This window comes from Enterobacter sp. 6722112, from assembly GCF_058661685.1.
Genome location: NZ_JBZWGR010000007.1, coordinates 4,512,832 through 4,533,984, shown reverse-complemented (window position 1 = coordinate 4,533,984; position 21,153 = coordinate 4,512,832). Strand labels below are relative to the sequence as shown.

Annotated in this window: 23 protein-coding genes; 15 read left to right on the top strand and 8 right to left on the bottom strand. The window is 53.9% G+C overall.

Annotation, left to right across the window (positions count from 1 at the left end; genetic code table 11):
* The first annotated feature begins 46 nt into the window (after positions 1-46).
* The 3 genes from coaBC (at position 47) to slmA (ending at position 2,412) form a co-directional block, all read left to right on the top strand.
* Positions 47-1,258 (top strand): bifunctional phosphopantothenoylcysteine decarboxylase/phosphopantothenate--cysteine ligase CoaBC, encoded by a 1,212-nt coding sequence (gene coaBC / locus AC4OVU_RS23170; protein ID WP_168728665.1) that lies wholly within the window; start codon positions 47-49, stop codon positions 1,256-1,258.
* Positions 1,236-1,694, top strand: coding sequence for a dUTP diphosphatase (dut, locus tag AC4OVU_RS23165; protein ID WP_015570042.1), 459 nt, complete (start codon positions 1,236-1,238; stop codon positions 1,692-1,694). The genes coaBC and dut overlap by 23 nt, the downstream gene beginning before the upstream one ends.
* Before the next feature lie 121 nt (positions 1,695-1,815).
* A complete protein-coding gene (gene slmA / locus AC4OVU_RS23160) occupies positions 1,816-2,412 on the top strand; it encodes a nucleoid occlusion factor SlmA (RefSeq protein WP_003860901.1) in 597 nt (198 codons plus the stop codon).
* An 82-nt stretch (positions 2,413-2,494) separates the two neighbouring features.
* On the opposite strand, the gene pyrE is transcribed toward slmA, so the two are convergent.
* Together pyrE and rph are read right to left on the bottom strand one after the other, a co-directional pair.
* Positions 2,495-3,136, bottom strand: coding sequence for an orotate phosphoribosyltransferase (gene pyrE, locus AC4OVU_RS23155; RefSeq protein ID WP_015570043.1), 642 nt, complete (start codon positions 3,134-3,136; stop codon positions 2,495-2,497).
* Positions 3,137-3,202: 66 nt separating this feature from the next.
* The gene (gene rph, locus AC4OVU_RS23150) at positions 3,203-3,919 is read right to left on the bottom strand and encodes a ribonuclease PH (RefSeq protein ID WP_015570044.1); all 717 of its coding nucleotides are present in this window, start codon (positions 3,917-3,919) and stop codon (positions 3,203-3,205) included.
* A 125-nt stretch (positions 3,920-4,044) separates the two neighbouring features.
* On the opposite strand from rph, the gene AC4OVU_RS23145 reads away from it, so the two are divergent.
* The 12 genes from AC4OVU_RS23145 to AC4OVU_RS23090 all read left to right on the top strand — a co-directional run bounded on the left by AC4OVU_RS23145 (position 4,045) and on the right by AC4OVU_RS23090 (position 13,742).
* Positions 4,045-4,908: a YicC/YloC family endoribonuclease gene (locus tag AC4OVU_RS23145; protein WP_003860907.1), complete on the top strand. Its 864-nt coding sequence runs from the start codon at positions 4,045-4,047 to the stop codon at positions 4,906-4,908.
* A 176-nt stretch (positions 4,909-5,084) separates the two neighbouring features.
* Positions 5,085-6,341, top strand: a complete 1,257-nt coding sequence (locus AC4OVU_RS23140) for a tyrosine-type recombinase/integrase (protein WP_116360358.1) — start codon at positions 5,085-5,087, stop codon at positions 6,339-6,341.
* 191 nt (positions 6,342-6,532) lie between these two features.
* On the top strand, positions 6,533-7,198 hold the full coding sequence (locus tag AC4OVU_RS23135) for a hypothetical protein (protein WP_032200669.1): 666 nt from the start codon (positions 6,533-6,535) through the stop codon (positions 7,196-7,198).
* A gap of 79 nt (positions 7,199-7,277) precedes the next feature.
* Entirely contained in the window at positions 7,278-7,460 is a 183-nt protein-coding gene (locus AC4OVU_RS23130) for a helix-turn-helix transcriptional regulator (RefSeq protein WP_096098264.1), read from the top strand.
* Positions 7,450-7,773 (top strand): hypothetical protein, encoded by a 324-nt coding sequence (locus AC4OVU_RS23125; RefSeq protein WP_032200671.1) that lies wholly within the window; start codon positions 7,450-7,452, stop codon positions 7,771-7,773. Before AC4OVU_RS23130 ends, AC4OVU_RS23125 begins: the two co-directional genes overlap by 11 nt.
* A gap of 83 nt (positions 7,774-7,856) precedes the next feature.
* Positions 7,857-8,726, top strand: coding sequence for a toprim domain-containing protein (locus tag AC4OVU_RS23120; RefSeq protein WP_116360357.1), 870 nt, complete (start codon positions 7,857-7,859; stop codon positions 8,724-8,726).
* Positions 8,723-10,429, top strand: a complete 1,707-nt coding sequence (locus AC4OVU_RS23115) for a DUF927 domain-containing protein (RefSeq protein ID WP_162873166.1) — start codon at positions 8,723-8,725, stop codon at positions 10,427-10,429. The genes AC4OVU_RS23120 and AC4OVU_RS23115 overlap by 4 nt, the downstream gene beginning before the upstream one ends.
* A 337-nt stretch (positions 10,430-10,766) precedes the next feature.
* Positions 10,767-11,381: a hypothetical protein gene (locus AC4OVU_RS23110; protein WP_116360355.1), complete on the top strand. Its 615-nt coding sequence runs from the start codon at positions 10,767-10,769 to the stop codon at positions 11,379-11,381.
* A gap of 433 nt (positions 11,382-11,814) precedes the next feature.
* The gene (locus AC4OVU_RS23105) at positions 11,815-12,213 is read left to right on the top strand and encodes a hypothetical protein (protein WP_058683188.1); all 399 of its coding nucleotides are present in this window, start codon (positions 11,815-11,817) and stop codon (positions 12,211-12,213) included.
* The gene (locus tag AC4OVU_RS23100; protein ID WP_097491588.1) at positions 12,214-12,393 is read left to right on the top strand and encodes a hypothetical protein; all 180 of its coding nucleotides are present in this window, start codon (positions 12,214-12,216) and stop codon (positions 12,391-12,393) included. It begins immediately after the preceding gene.
* Between the two features lie 117 nt (positions 12,394-12,510).
* Positions 12,511-12,747 carry a hypothetical protein gene (locus AC4OVU_RS23095; protein ID WP_116360354.1) on the top strand — a complete coding sequence of 79 codons (237 nt, stop codon included), beginning with the start codon at positions 12,511-12,513 and terminating at the stop codon, positions 12,745-12,747.
* Positions 12,748-13,124: 377 nt separating this feature from the next.
* Positions 13,125-13,742, top strand: a complete 618-nt coding sequence (locus tag AC4OVU_RS23090; protein ID WP_015570045.1) for a trimeric intracellular cation channel family protein — start codon at positions 13,125-13,127, stop codon at positions 13,740-13,742.
* Positions 13,743-13,768: 26 nt separating this feature from the next.
* Here the strand turns inward: AC4OVU_RS23090 and etk are convergent, their stop codons facing one another.
* The 6 genes from etk to AC4OVU_RS23060 are packed head-to-tail and all read right to left on the bottom strand — an operon-like array spanning position 13,769 to position 21,048.
* Entirely contained in the window at positions 13,769-15,946 is a 2,178-nt protein-coding gene (gene etk, locus AC4OVU_RS23085) for a tyrosine-protein kinase (protein ID WP_110292519.1), read from the bottom strand.
* 22 nt (positions 15,947-15,968) lie between these two features.
* Complete coding sequence (locus AC4OVU_RS23080) at positions 15,969-16,412, bottom strand: arsenate reductase/protein-tyrosine-phosphatase family protein (RefSeq protein ID WP_110292518.1); 444 nt, start codon at positions 16,410-16,412, stop codon at positions 15,969-15,971.
* Complete coding sequence (locus tag AC4OVU_RS23075; RefSeq protein WP_032646765.1) at positions 16,400-17,533, bottom strand: polysaccharide export protein; 1,134 nt, start codon at positions 17,531-17,533, stop codon at positions 16,400-16,402. Before AC4OVU_RS23075 ends, AC4OVU_RS23080 begins: the two co-directional genes overlap by 13 nt.
* Positions 17,534-17,576: 43 nt before the next feature.
* Positions 17,577-19,670 (bottom strand): YjbH domain-containing protein, encoded by a 2,094-nt coding sequence (locus AC4OVU_RS23070; protein ID WP_110292517.1) that lies wholly within the window; start codon positions 19,668-19,670, stop codon positions 17,577-17,579.
* Positions 19,670-20,407 carry a capsule biosynthesis GfcC family protein gene (locus AC4OVU_RS23065; RefSeq protein WP_023302877.1) on the bottom strand — a complete coding sequence of 246 codons (738 nt, stop codon included), beginning with the start codon at positions 20,405-20,407 and terminating at the stop codon, positions 19,670-19,672. The genes AC4OVU_RS23070 and AC4OVU_RS23065 overlap by 1 nt, the downstream gene beginning before the upstream one ends.
* On the bottom strand, positions 20,404-21,048 hold the full coding sequence (locus tag AC4OVU_RS23060; protein WP_110292516.1) for a YjbF family lipoprotein: 645 nt from the start codon (positions 21,046-21,048) through the stop codon (positions 20,404-20,406). The genes AC4OVU_RS23065 and AC4OVU_RS23060 overlap by 4 nt, the downstream gene beginning before the upstream one ends.
* Positions 21,049-21,153 lie beyond the last annotated feature (105 nt).

The following is a 21,153-nucleotide window of genomic DNA, read 5'->3' as shown; positions in this document are numbered from 1 at the left end:
GATAAAATGCCCGCTCTCTGGTGAAACCTAACAGGAAAGAATCATGATGAGCCTGGCCGGTAAAAAAATCGTTCTTGGCGTCAGCGGCGGTATTGCTGCCTATAAAACGCCAGACCTGGTGCGCCGTTTGCGCGAGCGCGGGGCCGACGTACGGGTCGCGATCACCGAAGGCGGCAAAGCCTTTATCACCCCGCTGAGCCTGCAAGCCGTCTCGGGATACCCGGTATCCGACAGCCTGCTCGACCCGGCAGCCGAAGCCGCAATGGGCCACATTGAACTGGGAAAATGGGCCGATCTGGTTATCCTTGCCCCCGCCACGGCAGATTTAATTGCCCGCGTGGCAGCCGGTATGGCGAACGATCTGGTAACGACCATTTGCCTCGCCACGCCTGCGCCCGTCGCGGTTGTGCCCGCAATGAACCAGCAGATGTACCGCAACGCCGCTACCCAGCATAATCTGGACACGCTGGCCTCGCGCGGCCTGCTGATTTGGGGACCGGACAGTGGCAGCCAGGCCTGCGGCGACGTTGGGCCAGGGCGTATGCTCGACCCATTGACGATTGTTGATATGGCCGCCGCCCATTTCTCGCCTGTCAACGATCTGCAACATCTCAACATCATGATTACCGCGGGCCCCACGCGCGAGCCGCTGGATCCGGTGCGTTACATCACCAACCACAGCTCAGGCAAAATGGGCTTTGCGATTGCTGCCGCGGCAGCCAAACGCGGCGCGAACGTCACGCTGGTGAGCGGCCCGGTGTCGCTTACCACCCCTGCGTTTGTGCAGCGTATTGATGTAACGACCGCGCTGGAAATGGAAGCCGCCGTACAGGCACATGCTCAACAGCAGCATATTTTTATCGGCTGTGCGGCCGTCGCTGATTACCGCGCCGAAACCATTGCCGACGCCAAAATTAAAAAGCAAGGTGATGAATTAACAATAAAAATGGTGAAGAACCCGGATATCGTTGCCGGTGTCGCCGCATTGAAAACTCATCGACCTTACGTTGTTGGGTTTGCCGCAGAAACGAATAATGTGGAAGAATATGCCCGGCAAAAACGTACCCGCAAAAACCTCGATTTGATTTGCGCGAACGACGTATCGCTGTCCACGCAAGGATTTAACAGCGACAGCAACGCATTGCACCTTTTCTGGCAGGATGGAGATAAAGTCTTACCGCTTGAGCGCAAAGAACTCCTGGGCCAACACTTACTGGACGAGATCGTTACCCGTTATGATGAAAAAAATCGACGTTAAGATTCTGGACCCGCGCGTTGGCGAGCAATTTCCGCTGCCAACGTATGCCACCTCCGGCTCTGCCGGTCTTGACCTGCGCGCCTGTCTTGATGACGCCGTAGAACTGGCGCCAGGTGCAACGACCCTGATCCCGACCGGGCTGGCGATTCACATTGCTGACCCGTCACTGGCAGCGGTGATCCTGCCGCGCTCTGGCCTGGGCCATAAGCATGGCGTCGTGCTGGGTAACCTGGTCGGCCTGATCGACTCTGACTATCAGGGTCAGCTGATGGTATCCGTCTGGAACCGTGGCCAGGACAGCTTCACCATTGAGCCGGGCGAGCGTATCGCGCAGATGGTGTTTGTACCGGTGGTGCAGGCAGAATTTAACCTGGTGGCAGACTTCGACGCTACCGACCGTGGCGAAGGCGGCTTCGGCCATTCCGGGCGCAAATAACCGCCTGACAAACACGCATCTCACAGCGCCATAATGCAATAACAAACCGCAAACGTCAGTTTGCGGGTCGCTGTGTGGTTGCCAGCCTGACAAGTGCTTATTTTCAGGGGTATTTTGTAACATGGCAGAAAAACAAACCGCGAAAAGGAATCGTCGCGAAGAAATACTTCAATCTCTGGCTCTGATGCTTGAATCCAGCGACGGCAGTCAACGCATCACCACCGCAAAACTGGCGGCCTCTGTGGGCGTGTCAGAGGCGGCGCTGTATCGTCATTTCCCGAGCAAAACCCGGATGTTTGACAGCCTGATCGAGTTTATCGAAGACAGCCTGATCACGCGCATCAACCTGATTCTGAAGGATGAAAAAGACACCAGCACGCGTCTGCGTCTGATTGTGCTGCTGATTCTGGGGTTTGGTGAACGTAACCCGGGTCTGACCCGTATTCTGACCGGCCACGCGCTGATGTTTGAACAGGATCGTCTGCAAGGCCGTATAAACCAGCTTTTTGAGCGTATCGAAGCCCAGCTGCGTCAGGTTCTGCGCGAGAAGAAAATGCGGGAAGGCGAGGGATATAATACGGATGAGACCCTGCTGGCAAGCCAGATCCTGGCTTTTTGCGAAGGGATGCTCTCCCGGTTTGTGCGCAGCGAGTTTAAATATCGACCAACGGACGATTTTGACGCCCGCTGGCCGTTAGTGGCTGCTCAGTTACAGTAACGCCATCGCCGGATGGCGGCTTCGCCTTATCCGGCCTACGAACGGGTAGGCCCGGTAAGCGTAGCGCCGCCGGGCAATTGAATTATACGCCAAACTCTTCGCGGTATTGACGCACCGCCGCCAGATGATCAGCCATCTCAGGCTTCTCTTCCAGATACGCAATCAGGTCTTTCAGCGTGATAATCGACGTGACCTTGCAGCCATAATCGCGCTCCACTTCCTGAATAGCAGAGATGTCGCCGCGCCCGCGCTCCTGACGATCGAGCGAAATCAGCACACCCGCAAGCGTTGCGCCGTTAGCCTGGATAATCTCCATCGATTCACGGATCGCGGTACCTGCGGTGATCACGTCATCCACCAGCATCACACGCCCCTGCAACGCACTGCCTACCAGATTGCCGCCTTCACCGTGGGTTTTGGCCTCTTTACGGTTAAAGCAGTACGGTACGTCGCGGTCATGGTGCTCCGCCAGCGCTACCGCCGTGGTGGTTGCAATTGGAATGCCTTTGTACGCGGGGCCAAACAGCAGGTCAAAATCAATCCCGGAATCCACCAGCGCTTCGGCATAGAAGCGGCCTAACAGTGCCAGGTCGCGCCCGGTATTAAACAGCCCGGCGTTGAAGAAATACGGGCTTTTACGCCCGGATTTCAGCGTGAACTCGCCAAACTTAAGTACCTGCTTGTTAAGCGCAAACTCAATAAACTGGCGCTGATACGATTTCATGGATTTGCTCCTTTGTCTTTTCAGTCTTACAGGCAAAAAAAAGGCGACTCATTGGTCGCCTTAAAATCAATTTTCTAACGCCGCTTTCTGCGTCGCTACAATAGATTCGATTCCCCCTCGGGCCAACGCCAGCAAGGTGAGCAGTTCTTCGTGAGTGAATGGCTCGCCTTCTGCCGTACCCTGCACTTCAATGATGCGACCATCTTCGGTCATCACCACGTTCATGTCGGTTTCTGCGGCAGAATCTTCAACGTATTCCAGATCGCAAAGCGCCTCGCCGTTAACGATACCAACGGAGACAGCAGCAACCATCCCTTTCATTGGGTTGGTTTTCAGCTTACCGGCGGCAACCAGCTTGTTCAGGGCATCTGCCAGCGCCACACAGGCACCGGTAATAGAGGCCGTACGCGTGCCACCATCGGCCTGGATCACGTCGCAGTCCAGCGTGATGGTGAACTCACCCAGCGTTTTCAGGTCAACCGCGGCGCGGAGCGCACGCGCGATCAGGCGCTGGATCTCCATAGTACGGCCGCCCTGCTTACCTTTTGCCGCTTCACGGGCATTACGGGTATGGGTTGCGCGCGGCAACATACCGTATTCGGCGGTGATCCACCCCTGGCCCTGACCTTTCAGGAAGCGAGGCACGCCCTCTTCAATGGACGCGGTGCAAAGCACCTTGGTGTCACCAAACTCAACCAGCACGGAGCCTTCAGCGTGTTTTGTATAGTTACGGGTCAGGGTGACGGGACGCACCTGGTTGGCGCTACGACCTGCTGGACGCATGATGGATTCTCCGGCTTGAAACGAATGTGGCTGCGCATTATACGGATAAAGGACGCTTATTCCTATCCTGAGAAGCCCCTGAAAGCTATAATCCCCCCATCTCTCCTTTAAAAACGGGAATGTCTATGATCCGCAGTATGACCGCCTACGCCCGGCGTGAAATCAAGGGTAGCTGGGGTAGCGCTACCTGGGAAATGCGCTCGGTAAACCAGCGCTATCTGGAAACGTATTTCCGTATGCCGGAACAGTTCCGCAGCCTGGAGCCTGTGGTGCGTGAGCGTATCCGTACGCGTCTGACCCGCGGGAAAGTGGAATGTAACCTGCGTTTTGAGCCCGACGCCAGCGCGCAGGGTGAACTGATCCTGAACGAAAAGCTGGCAAAACAGCTGGTTAATGCGGCGAACTGGGTCAAAATGCAAAGCGATGAAGGCGAGATCAACCCGGTTGATATTCTGCGCTGGCCTGGCGTGATGGCCGCCGGAGAGCAGGATCTGGACGCGATTACCGCTGAGATCCTGGCTGCACTCGACGGCACGCTGGATGACTTTATCGTTGCCCGTGAAACCGAAGGCCAGGCGCTGAAAGCGATGATTGAGCAACGCCTTGAAGGCGTGAGCGCCGAAGTCGCTAAAGTGCGCGCTCATATGCCAGAAGTGCTGCAATGGCAGCGTGAGCGTCTTGTCGCCAAACTGGAAGAGGCGGAAGTTCAGCTGGAAAACAACCGTCTGGAACAAGAGCTGGTGCTGATGGCGCAGCGTGTGGACGTGGCTGAAGAGCTGGATCGTCTGGAAGCGCACGTTAAAGAGACCTACAACATTCTGAAGAAGAAAGAAGCGGTAGGCCGCCGTCTCGACTTTATGATGCAGGAGTTCAACCGCGAGTCGAACACGCTGGCGTCTAAGTCTATCAATGCAGAGGTAACCAATTCAGCGATTGAGCTGAAGGTCCTGATTGAGCAGATGCGCGAGCAGATCCAGAACATCGAGTAACATATCACCTGATATCAGGTAGAATCAAAACCCCACCAAAGCCCGCTAACCACGGGCTTTTTTCATATCACAAAGTTGCAGTTAGTATCATAAAAGCGCATATTTTCCGTGTACCCAGCAGTGTACAAATCCGTATATAGCTAAATCAAAATCGGGTACACAAGCACAGGTGAGATATGGGCAAGCTGACAGACACTCAGATCAAAGCATGGATAAGAGCCAATGAGCGGTTCGAGGGCAAATCGGACGGTAACGGCTTATATCTGCGCTTCAGAAATAACGACACAAAACCATCATGGCGGTTTCGCTACCGTCTGGCTGGTAAACCCCGCGTAATGACCATTGGCACCTATGGCCTGATGTCACTGGCTGAAGCGCGTCAGGAGACTAAAAGACTTGCTGCGCTTGTTACTGGCGGCCATGACGTTGCCGGAGAAAAGCAGGAAAGAAAGGCTGAAGCAAAAGCCAAAATTGAAGCGGAGCGGAACGACAAAACCGTTGCTGAGGTTGCCGAAGACTATTTCAGAAAGAAAGTGTTAGGCAAATGGAAACACCCCGACATTCTGCGCCGCCGTCTTGAGAAAGATATCAACCCGCGCATGGGGAAAAAGAAGGTCAAAGAGATAAAACCTAAGGATATCGACGCCCTAATTCAGGCAATCGTAAAGCGTGGTGCGCCATCCGTTGCCAATGACGTTTTACGTTGGGTGCGCCGCATCTTTGACCATGCTATCAAGCTGGGGATGATTGAAGTTAATCCCGCTGCTGCGTTTGATTCCAGTGACGCAGGCGGCAAAGAAAAGTCACGCGACCGCGCACTGTCCAGACAGGAACTGGTTCAGTTTTTCGAGGCCATGCGCATGGCTAAAGGCTTTAGCCGTGAGAATGAATTGACCATGAAACTTCTTCTGGTTACCTGCGTGCGCAAAATGGAGCTATGCGCTGCCCGCTGGAGTGAGTTCGATTTAACCAATGGCATTTGGTATCTGCCGGGCGAGCGCACAAAGACTGGTGACGGTATTGATATTCCCCTGCCTAAACAGGCCGTCGAATGGTTGGAGGAACTGCGCCTACTGTCCTGTAACAGCAAATGGGTATTACCAGCCCGCAAGCAACAACACAGGATGATCCCCCATATTCAAGAAAGCACCCTGCCCGTCGCACTGGCAAAGGTTAAGCATGAAATGCCAGGTGTGCCCAACTTCACCGTTCACGACATGCGACGCACAGCGCGTACACATCTGGCTGAATTGGGAGTTGACCCCATCGTTGCCGAACGGTGCCTCAATCACCGCATCAAAGGTGTCGAGGGCATTTACAACCGCCACCAATATTTTGAGGAGCGCCGGGAGGCTTTAGCGATGCTGGGCAACCTGATGGAAACGTTGGAACGTGGTGAAGATTACAACGTTCAACCGCTGCGGAAAGCATGAGGATTCCCCAGATAAAACTTCAATATCGTTTTTTCGCTTGTCCCGTTTGTCCCGTTTGTCCCATAAGAAAAAAGTGAATGTATTTCAGTTTGTTAGACAAAAAACAATGGGACAAGGGACGGGACAGACCGGGACAGGATTTTGTCCCACAAACCACAATCAGAACAAATAACAACCAAATTGGATGAGATATGAGCATTTTTGATGTTTTCGCCAAACAGACTGAACTGTACAACCGCTGGCTGGAAGCACTCCCCGAAAAAGATCGAGAGAATTGGGAGCGGGATGCGAGCGTTTTAGATGTTTTCAGAAAGAAGGATGAACTGTGTAACCGTTGGGTGGCATTACTCACCGGAAAAGAGAAGGAGGATTGGGAGCGAGATAGGAAAGAGGATTCGCGCCAAGCGAGTGACTGGTACGCAGGGAGAGCGCCGCGCATTGATAAATTCGTCGAGGACTTATGTAACGCCCCCATTAACACGCCCGTAGTGGACATTCCCGGCTTACTGGATGGAATGGACACTACGGAGATGATCAAGGGAGTGAAAAGATTTTTAAACGCCCTGAATCGGAATAAGACAGAGGGAAAGACACCGGTAAAGGACTGCTATGCCGAAGCGTACAGCGCCGTCATGGCGGAAAATGGCGGGAAAAAGCCAAAGCAGAAAGCGGTTTTATGCAAACTTGCAGAATTGGCTGATAACGCAGACCGGGCGGGAGACTTTAGCTACCCACTCGAGGCTGCGGATGTTGACCCGGCAGGCAATGAAATCAACGCGGATGGAGTCCGTCACTTCGGGACATCGGCCATTGGGAAATGGCACACAGAACTAAATAAAAAAAATTTTCCTACCTGACCCGTCGTAGGATTTTCATATTGCTATCGTTCGTTTGCGGGGATATCCCGTGACACTAACAAGCAATCAGAGGTGCTACATGATTAAGCAAAGTTACATCCGACCAAAAAATCTGGCTGAGGAATTGGGTATCTCAATGCCTTCTTTATGGCGCTGGGTTAAGGCGGGGAAGATGCCGCGACCAGTGAAACTATCCCCACGAGTAGCGGCTTTTTCAACTGAGGAGATCAATCAATGGCTGGAGGGGAAAAATGCTAATTGATGAGAAACGCTGTGAGGGCATTGGCCTGCCAAAACCGGAAAGTTTCGATACTGAGAGGACTTATGTGATCAAGGTGATGCTGGCCGGGAAATCAATCAACACGAGACAAGCCCGATATATCGGCATTGGCAACTTGCATAGTGTCGTTTCAAGCCTAGTAAACAGAAACAGAGTTAGCCTAACCAGAGTTCGTGGTGTCGTTAAAGACCCAGCCACGGGACAGCGGCCAGCCAATACGGTACTTACTGTGTACATGACACCAGAGCAGATCGAGGAGTACAAAGCAAAACGGCACCCCGAAGGATGCCGCTGATGATGCCAAATAACTCTTAATTCTTTCGCTGGCGGTGAAGTTTGCGACCGATCCGCCAGCCTCACTAACAGGTAAAATTATATATGAACAGTTGTCAGACACAACCCCTGATTGACACCATGCGCGATGCGGGTGTGATGCCATGCGCTATGCCGGAACTGACCCCCGGCGACGTGTCCCGATTCCGTATCGAGGGCGATAAATCCGGTTCCCTTAATGGCTGGATTTACCCCTTCCCCGATGGCGCTGGCTGCGTTTTCGGAAGCTGGAAGACTGGCGTTAGCGCATTTCACTTTGCTGATGGGATTCAGGTCAATAGCATTGAGCGTAAGCGCGTCATGATGGAAGCACGTCAGGCTATGGGGGAAGCACAGCGCAAAGCTGAGGTAGCTGCCGCCATTGAATGCCGCGCAAAGCTGAGCAGCGCAACGCCTGCCAGCAATAACCATCCATATCTGGTGCGCAAGAGCGTTAAAGCCCACGGCATTTATCAATCTGGTGACTGGCTATTAATTCCAATCCACGACCAGTACGGCGGTACACAATCCCTTCAATTCATCATGCCCGACGGTACAAAACGCTTTAAATCTGGCGGGCTTCTCAAAGGCGGACGCTATTGGTTGGGCGGTCACCTCATTAATGATGGCACCGTATTCATTGCTGAGGGGTATGCCACAGCCGCAACGGTTCGGGAGGTCACAGGCTGCCCGGTGTGTGTCGCCTTTACTGCCGGAAACCTGCGTGAAGTCACCGAAAGCGTGCGCTGCGAGTTCCCACGGAGCCGTATCATTATTGCCGCTGATAACGATGCCAATACCGACGGCAATCCCGGTCTGTCCAAAGCACTGGACGCGGCGCGGAGGTATCGCGCGGAAATACTCATTCCATCGACCAACGGCGACTGGAACGACCATAAAGACGAGCTGGCGGAGCAATGGAAGGTGATGGCATGAGTACGAACAACGTAATTGAGATGGCAGCGCACAAAGACAACCCGCCGGGCGATAAACTTCCGCCATTCTACTGGGTACACCGTGAATACGACCGGGAGCGCGGGGACGCTGGCGTTTACCTCTACAAAGCGCCAACGGAGAAGAACCCAAACCCTGCGCCAGTTTGCATATCTGACGTTATTGAGGTCACTGCCGAAACCAGAGATAACGATAATGAATCATGGGGAAAACTTTTAGCATGGTGCGACCGGGATGGGATACCAAAGCAATGGGCAATGCCAGCGACAGCCCTTTATGCTAATGGCGGTTCGGAAGCCATTAATATTCTGGTTGGTGGCGGTCTGCGTGTGTGGGATGAAAAAAGGTTTATCCACTACCTGAAAGGGCAGTCACACAATAGCCGACTGACATGCGTAACCCAGTGCGGATGGTTCAAACCATCGATTTACGTCACCCCAACGCGCACATTCAACGCCGTTGATAAGAATATGGTTGTCTATCAGATGAATGAGCGTGTGAAGCCTGAGCCACACAGCGGCACCGTAGAGACATGGCGTGATGAGGTGGCCTCTTTATGTGCTGGCAACAGCCGGTTGATGCTGGCGGTATCTATGCCGTTTCTGGCACCGATGCTAACCATGTTGGACGTTGACGGCTTCTGCTTCCATTACGTGGGCGCATCATCGTCCGGGAAGTCTCGCGCAATGAAGGTGGCCGCATCTGCAATTTCCGACCCACAGGCATATATCCGATCATGGAGGGCGACAGATAACGGTCTGGAGGGCATTGCCACGCGCCACAATGACGGCTTGCTGTGTCTGGATGAAATCGCACAGGTAGACGCAAGCAAAGTCGGGGAAATCGCGTACATGCTGCCGAACGGCATAGGGAAGCAGCGAAGCGCCAAAAGCGGGGCAGCCAAAGAGATTCAGCAATGGCGGCTGGCATTGTTATCCAATGGTGAAATTGACCTGAAATCGCACGCAGGCACAGCGCGTAAAAGCACATATGCCGGGCAGGAAATGCGACTGATTAACATCCCTGCTGATAACTGCGAATTTGCCTGTTTTGAGTCACTCCATGGCGAGGCCAACGGCGCACTATTCGCTGACCGCATCGACAGAGCAGTGTCAGAGAACCACGGGACAGCTTTCAACGCATGGCTTGAGTATCTGACTATCAACTATGACACCATTAAGAATGGCTGGCGTGAGTTCAAAGCAGACTTCCTCGCTCATGTATCTGACGACCCTACCGGACAAGTCGGGCGCGTGGCGGAGAAATTCGCTATTGCTGCCTACGCTGGGGAGCTATCGCGTGAGCTGACTGGCTGGAGTGAAGGAGCGGCCACCAAAGCGGCTAAGGTCTGTTTTGATTCATGGATTGAACGCCGGGGCGGAACTGAAAACCATGAAGATACGGAAATCATGGAGCGCATCACCCAAACGATTATTCGTGACGGCGCACGTTTTCAGGATGCCAATAAGCCGGACGAGGTGCCAGCTTCACGTATCGGCTTCATTAAAGACGATGAATACATGATTCCGGTGAGTGCCTGGAAATCGGTATTTGCCGGGCTTGACCATGCGAGAGCGGCGCGGCTACTTCAGGACAAGGAGATCGTCAGAAAGGAGCGGCGTTACTTGCCGGGATTAGACCGCATGTGGTGCTACATTATCCATAAAGATAGTCTGTCAGACTGATAACCGATACCCGCCAGCGTGCGGGTATTTTTTCGCCTCAACCCTGAGAAATTGGATATATTTCACCCAAATTAATCGAGTGGGACAAAATCCTGTCCCGGTCTGTCCCGTCCCTTGCCCCGGTATTTAAACGCTTAACCGGCTGAAATTAATGATATTTTTTCTCGTGGGACAAACGGGACAAACGGGACAAGCGAAAAAACGATATTGAAGTTTTATCCGATTATAAAATTAGTTACGAATAACAAGGATGAAGAATGTTAACTCGACCATATCAATCTACCCTTTTTTAAATATATAATCACTTTACTTTTCTGGTCTCTCAATGGTGTTATTTATGGCTAAATTAATATGTAAGAAGTGCGATCATGAATATGATAAAAATGATAAAACCTGCCCTAATTGTATGGCTGTAATTGACGACGCACAAGAAGAGCAGTTAACAGAGCATAGACAAAATCATAATAAATCCTCAGATATAAGCACTAATAAAATTTCGTTTTCTGAATTCAAGAAATTAAACAAGGAAGAAAAGAAAACATTTTTCAATCAAGGAGGAAAAATAACATATTCAAAAAAAGACAAAATAATCATCGCGCTTGGAGTGACATTTTTTTGTTTGTTTGCTTTAGGAGTTCTAAGTGTTATAAATGCTCCAGAGAAGCCTAAAACAGCGGAGCAGATCGCATCCGAAGCCGCTGAAAATGCTGAACGAAAACTCACTAGCGAACTTGAGGCTACATGTGTAAACAACGTAATAGCAAGACTCAAACTACCAGATACCATTGAAATTGACTATGGTAGCTTAAAAACAAACATGAAGAATGATTTAAACGGATATGCTGTTTATTTTAAATTTACCGCTGAGAATAAATATAGTATGACAGTACACAATGAAGCCCTTTGTACTTTCAAAGCGAATAAGAAAATCATTAAAGTTGTAATAAGATAACATTTTCGAGATTTTTGTACGGATTATTTATATTAATACTTTTCATCTTAAAGAAGTACACCTACCAGTCAGGCCGATATTTCGGCCTGACATTAATCACTCCTCGTATTCATTTATTTTTTGCCTGTAGTTTACCATTAGGCACCCTGATTTTACCCCTACCTATGGCTTACATTTGCTGACCCTTTACATGTGGTTAGCCGGAAAATAGTTAGCAATAGTTATCAATTTTGGTTGCTACTGACCTCAGATAAATCATGTATACCCACCAGAAACAGAAAAGCCCCGCATTGCTGCGAGGCTGTTCCGGTTCACTACGCTTCTTTTGATGCCGGATGGATGAGCCGACGCATTTATTTTAACCTTTCATGTACTACCGAGCTAGTACATTTGGTATAATTAATCATCAATTACTGCGCTATGGTGAACCCGAATGAATGAAGTAACTTCAATCCTCCTTGAGCAACGTCGAACCGCAGAACAACAACGCAAAACTGCCGAATCCGCACGCCACGCATCTGGTTTATATGCTGCCGGAAACGGCTGGTTTTCTCGTGCGATTGAGTTCGAGCATGTTTCCCCGCTGGGCTTGAGTGCCACCAAACTGGTTAGCCCGGAGCAGGTATGCGAGCGATATCAGCGCCAGTATGGGAAAGCACTGACCGTAGACCAGTTAAAGGCATGGGCAAATGCTGGCAATTTCCCACTGCCCCGTTCAGTTAATGGTGTGATCGGCTGGACTGCTGAATCATTAACGCCTGCGCTGAATGCCCTGAGCCGTAGCGGAGCCGGGCGCGGGTTTACTTCCATCTCACGAGCGGGAAGCCTGTAAATGAGTAAATCATCTGTAATGGCTGCGCTCAAAAAAGCACGTCTGGCGCGTGAAGGTGAAAGCACTGCGATGGGTGGAACCGGGCAACATGACTTCAATGCGAAATTCTACGGCAAGTCTGACACTGCCCCGATGAGCCAGAAGGTTTTTAACGCCAATTTCTATGCGGGGAAAGCATGACGGAAGCCTATGCGCTCTGCTTAATGACGTACTGCTATCTCATGGTGTATCGCCCCTGAATCCCCATCCCTGCTAAGCGCCGCCGAAAGGCGGTTTCTTTTATCTGGAGTGCGCCCAATGCTGAACGTGAACCGGCTGCCTAACAGTACCCGTCTGGAAATTGCCTCCGCTATCGCTGAGGAGGTTTTCGGGCTGGAACTGGATGACGAAGCGTTAATCCATGAACTGAGGCGCTACGGCTTCACACAGGCGTACGCTGAGGCGATGACTTACAGATTTGTGTCAGTCATGAATATTGATGAGGTGCCACAAAATCCACCAAAGCAGAAAAAGCCAATCAATGTGGCCGCATAACTCATGGCTTACAATTCTTTACCAAAGAATAAAAACGCACAGCATTTGGGAAGCACCTTCAAAAAACGTGTACCCATACATGTACCCAATGAAATATTCAAATTAATAAAACCCAACAATAACAAGACTTACAGGCACATAGTCAACTAACAGATCCAATATCGAGTAATTCCTTTCAGGGTGGTGTTGCCTCGCACACCACCCATTACTTTTTCTAATCCTTATTTAGCCTTACTTTCTTTTCCTCCCGCCTTATCACAAGCCCGCCAGGCATGCGTTGATAAATTTCTGTAGGGCAAACCCCCTCGCCTTAGAAAATCTCAATCGTGATCTTCCGCACAAATCGCTAATCTCCTCCTCTTCATTCCGGAGGGTTTATGCTGCTTCACATTCTCTATCTTATTGGCATTACCGCAGAAGCCATGACCGGCGCGCTCGCTGCCGGACGTCGCCGTATGGACACCTTCGGCGTGATTATTATTGCCACGGCCACCGCGCTCGGCGGCGGGTCCGTGCGCGATATCCTGCTTGGCCATTATCCGCTCGGCTGGGTAAAAAACCCTGAGTACGTCATTATCGTGGCAACGGCAGCCGTGCTAACCACGATTGTGGCCCCGGTGATGCCTCATCTGCGCCGCGTGTTCCTGGTGCTGGATGCGCTTGGGCTGATTGTTTTTTCCATCATTGGCGCACAAATCGCTCTCGATATGGGTGAAGGCCCGGTTATCGCCACCATTGCTGCCGTGATCACGGGCGTGTTTGGCGGGGTGCTGCGGGATATGTTCTGCAAACGTATCCCGCTGGTTTTCCAGAAGGAACTGTATGCCGGCATCTCCTTTGCCGCGGCAGTGCTTTATGTCGCCTTGCAGCACTATGTCACCAGCCACGATGTGGTGGTTATCTCCACCCTGCTGTTTGGCTTCACCGCGCGTATGCTGGCATTGCGCCTTAAGCTGGGCCTGCCCGTTTTTCATTACAAACACAATGCGCATTAATGTCAGAACGGGCAGGCGCCGGATAATCAATTACTCGAATAGTTGTAACCGTAGTGATGATAGCCGTAGCCGTAAGCGTTGCTTGCCCGCTTAACGACGCCGTTGAGAATCACCCCTTTGGTATTGACGCCACTCTGCTCCAGACGCTGTACACAGACCAGCATCTCCTTCACGCTGTTCATCCCGAAGCGGGCGACCAGCAGCGTGGTGCCTGCGCGACGACCGACAACAGCCGCGTCGGTGACCGCCAGGATCGGTGGCGTATCGATAATCACCAGATCGTAGCGTTCATTCGCCCAGTCCAGCAGCTGCTGGAAACGCGTATGCATCAGAAGCTCCGCCGGATTAGGGGGGATCTGCCCGCGCACGATGGTATCGAACCCGCCTTTATCGAAGGTCTGAACGCCCTGGGTATACTCCGCCTTACCGGACAATATTTCTGACAAGCCGCAGGTATTGTCGAGCTTAAACAGATCATGGGCATACCCGCGACGCATATCCGCATCAATATAGAGCACTTTCTGGCCCGCCTGCGCCACGACGGCCGCCAGGGTACTGCTGACAAAGGTTTTACCGCTGTCAGGCGTGGCGCCAGAGATCATCAGTATATTGTTCGCTGACTCCATCATCGCAAAATGCAGACTGGTGCGCAGGCCGCGAATCGCCTCCACGGAGAGATCGACCGGGTTATCCGCCGCCAGGAAGGGGATATGTTTGGTCTTATGGCGCAGCCCTGAGGACATAAAGTCTTTTTTGCGCAAACGCATCTTTTTAGCCAGCCATTCCGACAGCGGTACGGTGGCATAGACGTTAATCCCGTGCTCCTCCAGCTGCTCCGGCGTTTCAATGCCCATACGCAGCATACTGCGTGCCAGGATCCAGCCCACAGAGACGAACAGACCCAGGAGAACCCCCAGAACGACGACCAGCGCTTTTTTCGGCTTGACTGGCTGCGGCCGGGTCACGGCCGGATCGATAATGCGGACGTTACCAATTGCGCTCGACCGGGCGATGCTCAGCTCCTGTTCGCGGTTAAGCAGCTGCTGGTAGATAACGCGTCCGGACTCCACATCACGGCTCAGGCGCAACACCTCCTGCTGGGTTGACGGCATGGACGATACCCGTTTATTCAGGCGGTTTTTTTCCTGCTCCAGCGTCTGGCGTTTCTCAATCAGCGCCCGGTAGGTGGGGTGATCTTTTTTGTAGAGCTGCGAAATTTCCGCTTCCCGGAAGGTCAGTTCATTGAGCTGATTGTCCGCATTTACAATCTGCTCCAGCACCGCTTTTGCCTCCAGGTTCAGGTCAACGGAGTCATTTTGCTGGCGATAGCGGTTGAGCTTCTCCTCGGCCTGGTCCAGCTCGCTGCGCACCTGCGGAAGCTGCTGCTTCAAAAATTGCAGGCTTTTCGCATCCTGCGCCGCCTGGCGAGCCACGTTCTGTTGTAAATAGTTATCGGCGATGCAGTTAAGCACGCGCGCCATCTCATCGGGATCTTCCCCCGTGATGGTCAGGCCAAGCATCCCACTGTCCTTGCTGCGCTCGCTCACGGAAAAACGCAGCTGTAGCGCGTCAATGGCCTCCAGCTCGCTCAGCTGTGTAATCGTAAATTGCGTACCCGGCTTCGCCTGGATAGCGGCAATGGTAATGGCGATATTCGCCGCGCTCAGTGGCTGTCCCACGACGCCCTGTAACGTCACGTTATCGCCTTCCAGCTGATAGTGGCCCTTCTCGCCGACGGTCAGCGTCAGCTTTTGCGCCCGACCCGCGACAGGGGGAAGATTGAGCATACGGATATCGACGATGCCAGGCTGTTGCCCGGTGAGTCGCGCCCAGCCGCGTCCGACAAGGGGAAAATAGTTTTCACTTACCTGCGTGCGCAGGTTCAGGTCATCAATCGTTTTACCGAGGATCATGCGCGACTGGAGAAGCTGAAGCTCCGGCGCCGACTCAGGCGAGGAGTCAGGGATGAACTCGCTAAGGTTACTGAGTAGCGCGTTGCCCTGCTTCTGTTCCACCTGTATCAGCGCATCGGCCTGATAAACTGGTGTGGCAAAGAGCGCATAAAGCAGTGCCGCCAGCGTGAACAGCGCGGTAAGGATGAGAATAAATTTTCGGTGGTCGAGCAGCTCACCCAACAGGCGCACCAGATCGATCTCGTTATTCGCGGCAGACGCATCATGGGCGTGAAGGTTATTTGTTGACATAAAACGTAACTATCCCGTGTGATTAACTGAGCCGTTTCGCCCATTCCAGACTGGCCTGCTCCAGCAGCCCATAAACATATTCAAATGCGTCCCGGTTTTTACGGTAGGGGTCCGGGATCTCTTTTCTGCCCGTCCAGTGACCAAAGAGCATCATTTTGCCGCGCGCCTCCGGTGCGATAGCCGTGACCTGCTCGATATGTTCCAGCTCCATCGCCAGAATCAGATCGTAGTCGCGCACCATGGCGGGGGTGAGCCTGCGCGCCACGTGGCCCTCAAGCAGGGTGCCGCGTTCGGCGGCGATCTCTGTCGCCTGTGAATCGGCGGTGCGCCCTTCCAGGCCACAAATTCCCGCTGAATCGACCCGGGTGGCGGGAAGCAGCCGGCGCAGCAGCCGTTCCCCAATGGGAGAGCGGCAGATATTGCCGGTACAGATCACCAGGATGGCGTTAAACGTTAGTTTGGCCATGTTCTGATATATCTCCCTGTTTCAGTCAGGTCATGTACGCCGGTAATAGTCGGCACAAGCTGAGAGATCACGCGGTTCCAGCGCACCAGCGGCGCGGTGGTGACATAGACGATGTCGTAAGGCTCAAGCTGAAATTCGGTGCTCAACACCATCGCGGTGGCATCCCGGGCGTTAAGCTGGTAGACGTTGGCGATTTTGCCGTTCTGCTTGCCCTGCAACGGACGAATCACAAAGATCCCTGTGGCGTCGGCCATATCCTGATTTACGCCCTGCGCATTACCCAGCGCTTCCGCCAGCGTCATGCCGCTACGGTCCATCTTCAGGGTGCTCTGTTTACCCACCTCGCCCATGACAAACACTTTCAGGTCGTCATTACGGGGAATGAAGAGAATATCGCCCGGATAGAGGAGTTTGTTCTGGGTGAGATCGCCGCGCTGCATCAGCGCGTAGAGAGAAATGTGCGTGTCCTGGCCGTTATGGGTCAGCACCACGTGGCGCCAGTCCGCCTCCGACGTCAGGCCGCCTGCCGCATTGATCGCATCCATTATGGTCAGCGGAATGTTGGTGATGGGCTGCTGGCCCGACTTAGCCACTTCGCCCGTCACGTAGGCTTTTTGCGAGCGGAACGCCGCGACGCTGACATCCACCTGCGGGCTCTCAATCACCGAGTCCAGCCGGGCGGCGATCTCATCGCGCACCTGGGCCAGCGTTTTGCCGACGACGCGGATTTTGCCGATATAGGGGTAGAAGATCGTGCCATCGGCATTCACCCAGTTGCCCGTATCGCTGGCGCTACGGTACTGACCTGCGGGGGTGGTCAGCTCCGGGTGGTCCCAGACGGTAACCATCAGCACGTCGCCGACGCCGATGCGATATTGGTAGTTCTGAAGCTGGCGATCCAGTTCAGGATTCGCGCGGGAGTCGACTTTGCCAGGCAGCAACTGCTCCACCAGCCCCGGCGTGAGCGGATAGACGTTGACCATCTTATTCAGATCGTAATTGCTGTCAGGCAGATCGATAATATCTTTGCCCTGGGTGCTAAGTCCCTGGCCCGGTACGATAGTACAACCGCTTAACGCCATCATAGCCAACGCAAGCACGGAAAATTTAACGTTTTTCATTCAGGAAAATCATCTGGTTAAGTAATGCCTGTTTCATCCGGTACTACTGCCCTACCGGGGTTTCGCGTTCTGACGTCATGTCATAGAGCTGATATTTACGGCCTAACGTCTGGCCGCCATCACGCGTGAGAGGTGTCCACGAGACCACCGCCCGGTTGCGATTTGGGCCGATCGTCATCAGATCAAGCGGGATCGAGATGTAGAAGCCTTTGCTAAAGCCACCTTCGCCATAATCCTCTTTCGAGACGTTGGTCAGCGCCGCCCAGGCGCCTACCGTCACGCCGCTGTCGAATCGCTTCGCGACGTCGAGGGTGGCGCCTTTATCTTTCGCCAGGTACTGCCCGACGCTCAGCTTCATCAACACACTGTTGAGCTTCGCCGGGTTCCAGTAGGCGGTGATAAATCCGGTTGGCGCGCTGTAGTCGGTAAAGCGCATCATGTCGTCCCAGTCGCGCTGCTTGACGTAGTTCGCATCCACGCCCAGCGCCCAGTCGCTATCCAGCGGGCGCCAGAGCGCCTCTGCTCCCACGCCGCCGTACATGGTTTCGAGGTAGCCGCCATAAATCTGGGCATAGAAGCCGTGCCCCAGCGCATCGACATAGTTGGCCTGTAAGTTGTTGATGTAGAAGTCATTGCTGACATAATCTCGAATATGGGTTCTGACTCGCGGCAGGCTGGAGTCAGCGGGAAGCAGCGAGGATTTGAACTTGTCGTAGTTGTTATAGAGGTTGGCGAACACGCCGCCGTCGAGCAGCAGACGATCGGTCAGCCAGTAGCTGGCGCTGGCCATCACCCCCACCTGGAACATATAGAAATCTTCCGGACCGCCCAGCGACTGCGCCAGCGTCGGTTTGACGCTGTAGCTGAAGCGATCGGCGCGAATACGGTAGCCGCGCCCGAACGCTGTGGTATCCACAGGCTCGACGCGCTGCTGCCTGAGCGCCTCCTCCTGGCCGAGCGGCTGTCCCGCCAGCTGTTTGCGCAGGCTGGTGACATCGGTTTGCGTCGTGACCAGCGGCAGATGGTCACGCCGCTGGGTGATAGCGATCGTGTCGACCCCGTCGGGCAGGTTATTGATCAGAATACGGTTGGCGCGATCCACCGCTTCGCGCGGATCGCGATAGCGATACTGTTCGCCGGTCATGTATAAGGTATTGCCGTGCTGAAGGATCTCCGGCGCATCGAAGCCTGCGTTGTACTTAAGCGCGGTGAGCTGGTTTGCCGCCGAGGTATAGTCCAGCGTCTCGCCTGCCGGTGCCGGTTTCCAGGCCGGTTTCGGGTTATCACGCAGCGCGGGGCGCAGATCGTTAAAGTTGGTCCGCAGGGTGAAGCCAAACATCAGCGTATTGCCGCGCTCGTAGCTGAGGTTGAGATCGGCCCAGTCGGCAACGCGATAGACTGCCCCCACGTTGATATGGCTCGACTGCTTAATGGAGCCGGCAAAATCATCGGCATAATTGTTGCCGTCATACTCGAGCTTCAGGCGCAGGGGCTGCCAGGGCGTCTGATACTGGAGGCCGCCAAACAGCGACGTCGGACCACGAAACATATCGCTTAAGCTGATATCCCCGGCATCATGTGATTCGCCGCGGGTGCAATACTTATTGTTGTCGTGGCACAGCGGGTTACCCACGTTGTCGCTATTACCGGGATATCCCCAGGCTATTCCAAAGGTAAAATCGACCGGTCCGGCCATTTTACTGGCAACCAGATATTCACCGTCGAACAGGCCGGTGCCCGCAATATCGCGCTTGCCGAGCGCCACCTGCGGCAGGCTATAGTCCTCTTCCCACAGACGAACCTTAAAATCGAACGACTTATCCTTGTAGCTTTGATCGCCGCTGAAATCCTCGTCGCTGCTGTATTTGCGGGTGCGGACGTCGGTATAACGAATCGTCCCTTCCAGCCACGGAAAGAGCACGACCGAAGAGGAGTAAAAACGATACTGGTCGTTATCGCGGTAGTTGACGCTGAATTCCCCTTCCCGACCAAAGCGCGCGTCGGGCATTTGCATCAGGCCGGTGCCGCCAAAGTCGGACTGTGAAGGTCCGGTCGGATCGGGCCAGGTACGCAGTTCCGCGTGGCAGGCAGAAGAGATCGCCAGAGCAAGGCCGCTCAGTAAAAAAAGTTTGTTCATCAGTCAGGTATCCGCCGCGTCAGGAGCGCAACGATTTGCTCATTCAGACCGGTAAAATCGTCCGGCACCGCCCGGGGATCAAACCCCACCCACAGAACAGCGCCCGGCTCTGCTTCAATATGGCGTGCGTTCCAGTACGCCACCGGCGCAACAACCGTACTGCCGTCAGGATCGATAACGGTCACGTTATTCCTGTCGGCGCCAGCCAGCCGCAGCTGCCCCTGTAAGTAATCCCTGATGCTTGCGCCCGGACGCCAGGCCAGTTTCCCCGGTGTGGCGACCGCCCCCATCAGCGTGACGGTGCGGGGCGCAGGCGAGACCCACAGATCGTAACGGCCCTCAAGGGAACGATCGCCGCGGGCGTCGGTACGCACGGCGTCTGGATCGAGGCTGATAAACTGCCGCCCGACGATCCGCAGGGAGCGGGTCTGTGTAGCGACAGCGCGAATGGTCGCGATCCGCTCGTCATCGGCGCGATTCTGCCAGGCTGAAAGCGACGCCAGCACCTGCTGTTGCGTCTGTTGCGCTCGCCGCGTGGCGGAAGGGGTTGCGATGACAGCGCCCTGCCACCAGACGTTGTTCAGCTGCGGCTGGGTGACCAGCCGGGAGAGCGTATCGGCCTGTCCAGCAGACCACGTTTTGCCCGGCTGATGCACGGTAACGACGCTTGCGCATAAGGCGGGCAGGCTGAAGAGAGATAGCCCTACGCCAGGTAACCATTTTCTGAGTCTGTTCATGGGGCGGGCTTCAACATCGTCATGGCGACAGGGAATACGCCCGCGCCGAGCATCTGTTCGCTCTGGCGTACCTGGCCGGTGGCGGAATCAATCCAGAAGGTGTTATGCCAGCGACGATCGAGGCCGTCGGCCTGCACCGTCTCCTGCCAGACCTGACAACGTAGCGTGTTTCCGGCAAGGGTCAGGTTTTCCGTCCCGCTCAGGGAGAAGCGCGAGGTCAGGTGTGCGGAGCGATACCGCCCCTCTTCCTGCCAGCGCACATCACGCGACCACTGGCTGCCGTCGCGGAGCTGCGGCGTGTGGCGCAGCGGATCGTGCTCAAGATTGGTTACCTCAAGCAGGTTATAAGGAAGCTTGAGCGTGTGGATAAGGCGACCGTTATGCGTGACGATCATCGCATTATCCTGCGATAACCACTTACTGTTTCTCTGTTCGATGTATCCGAGAACCACCAGGATCCTCGGGCTATTATCCAGACGCAGGTACATGGTTGAGTATGGGAGCACCTGAATCTGCCCGTCCGTTACCGTCACATCCTGGCGCCCGTCCAGGCTGGCGTTAAAGGTCTCAATAATGCTCTGCTGGCTCGGCGTACATCCCTGGATCAGCAGAGTCATGATGAGCAGAATAAACAGTCTCACCAGAAATCCTTGATTAAATAACATTGAAATCAATTAAATACCCGGCTTTGATATCGCCACCGGGTCAAGTCGTTGCGCTGTTCAGCGCAAGGCTATATCGCCTTG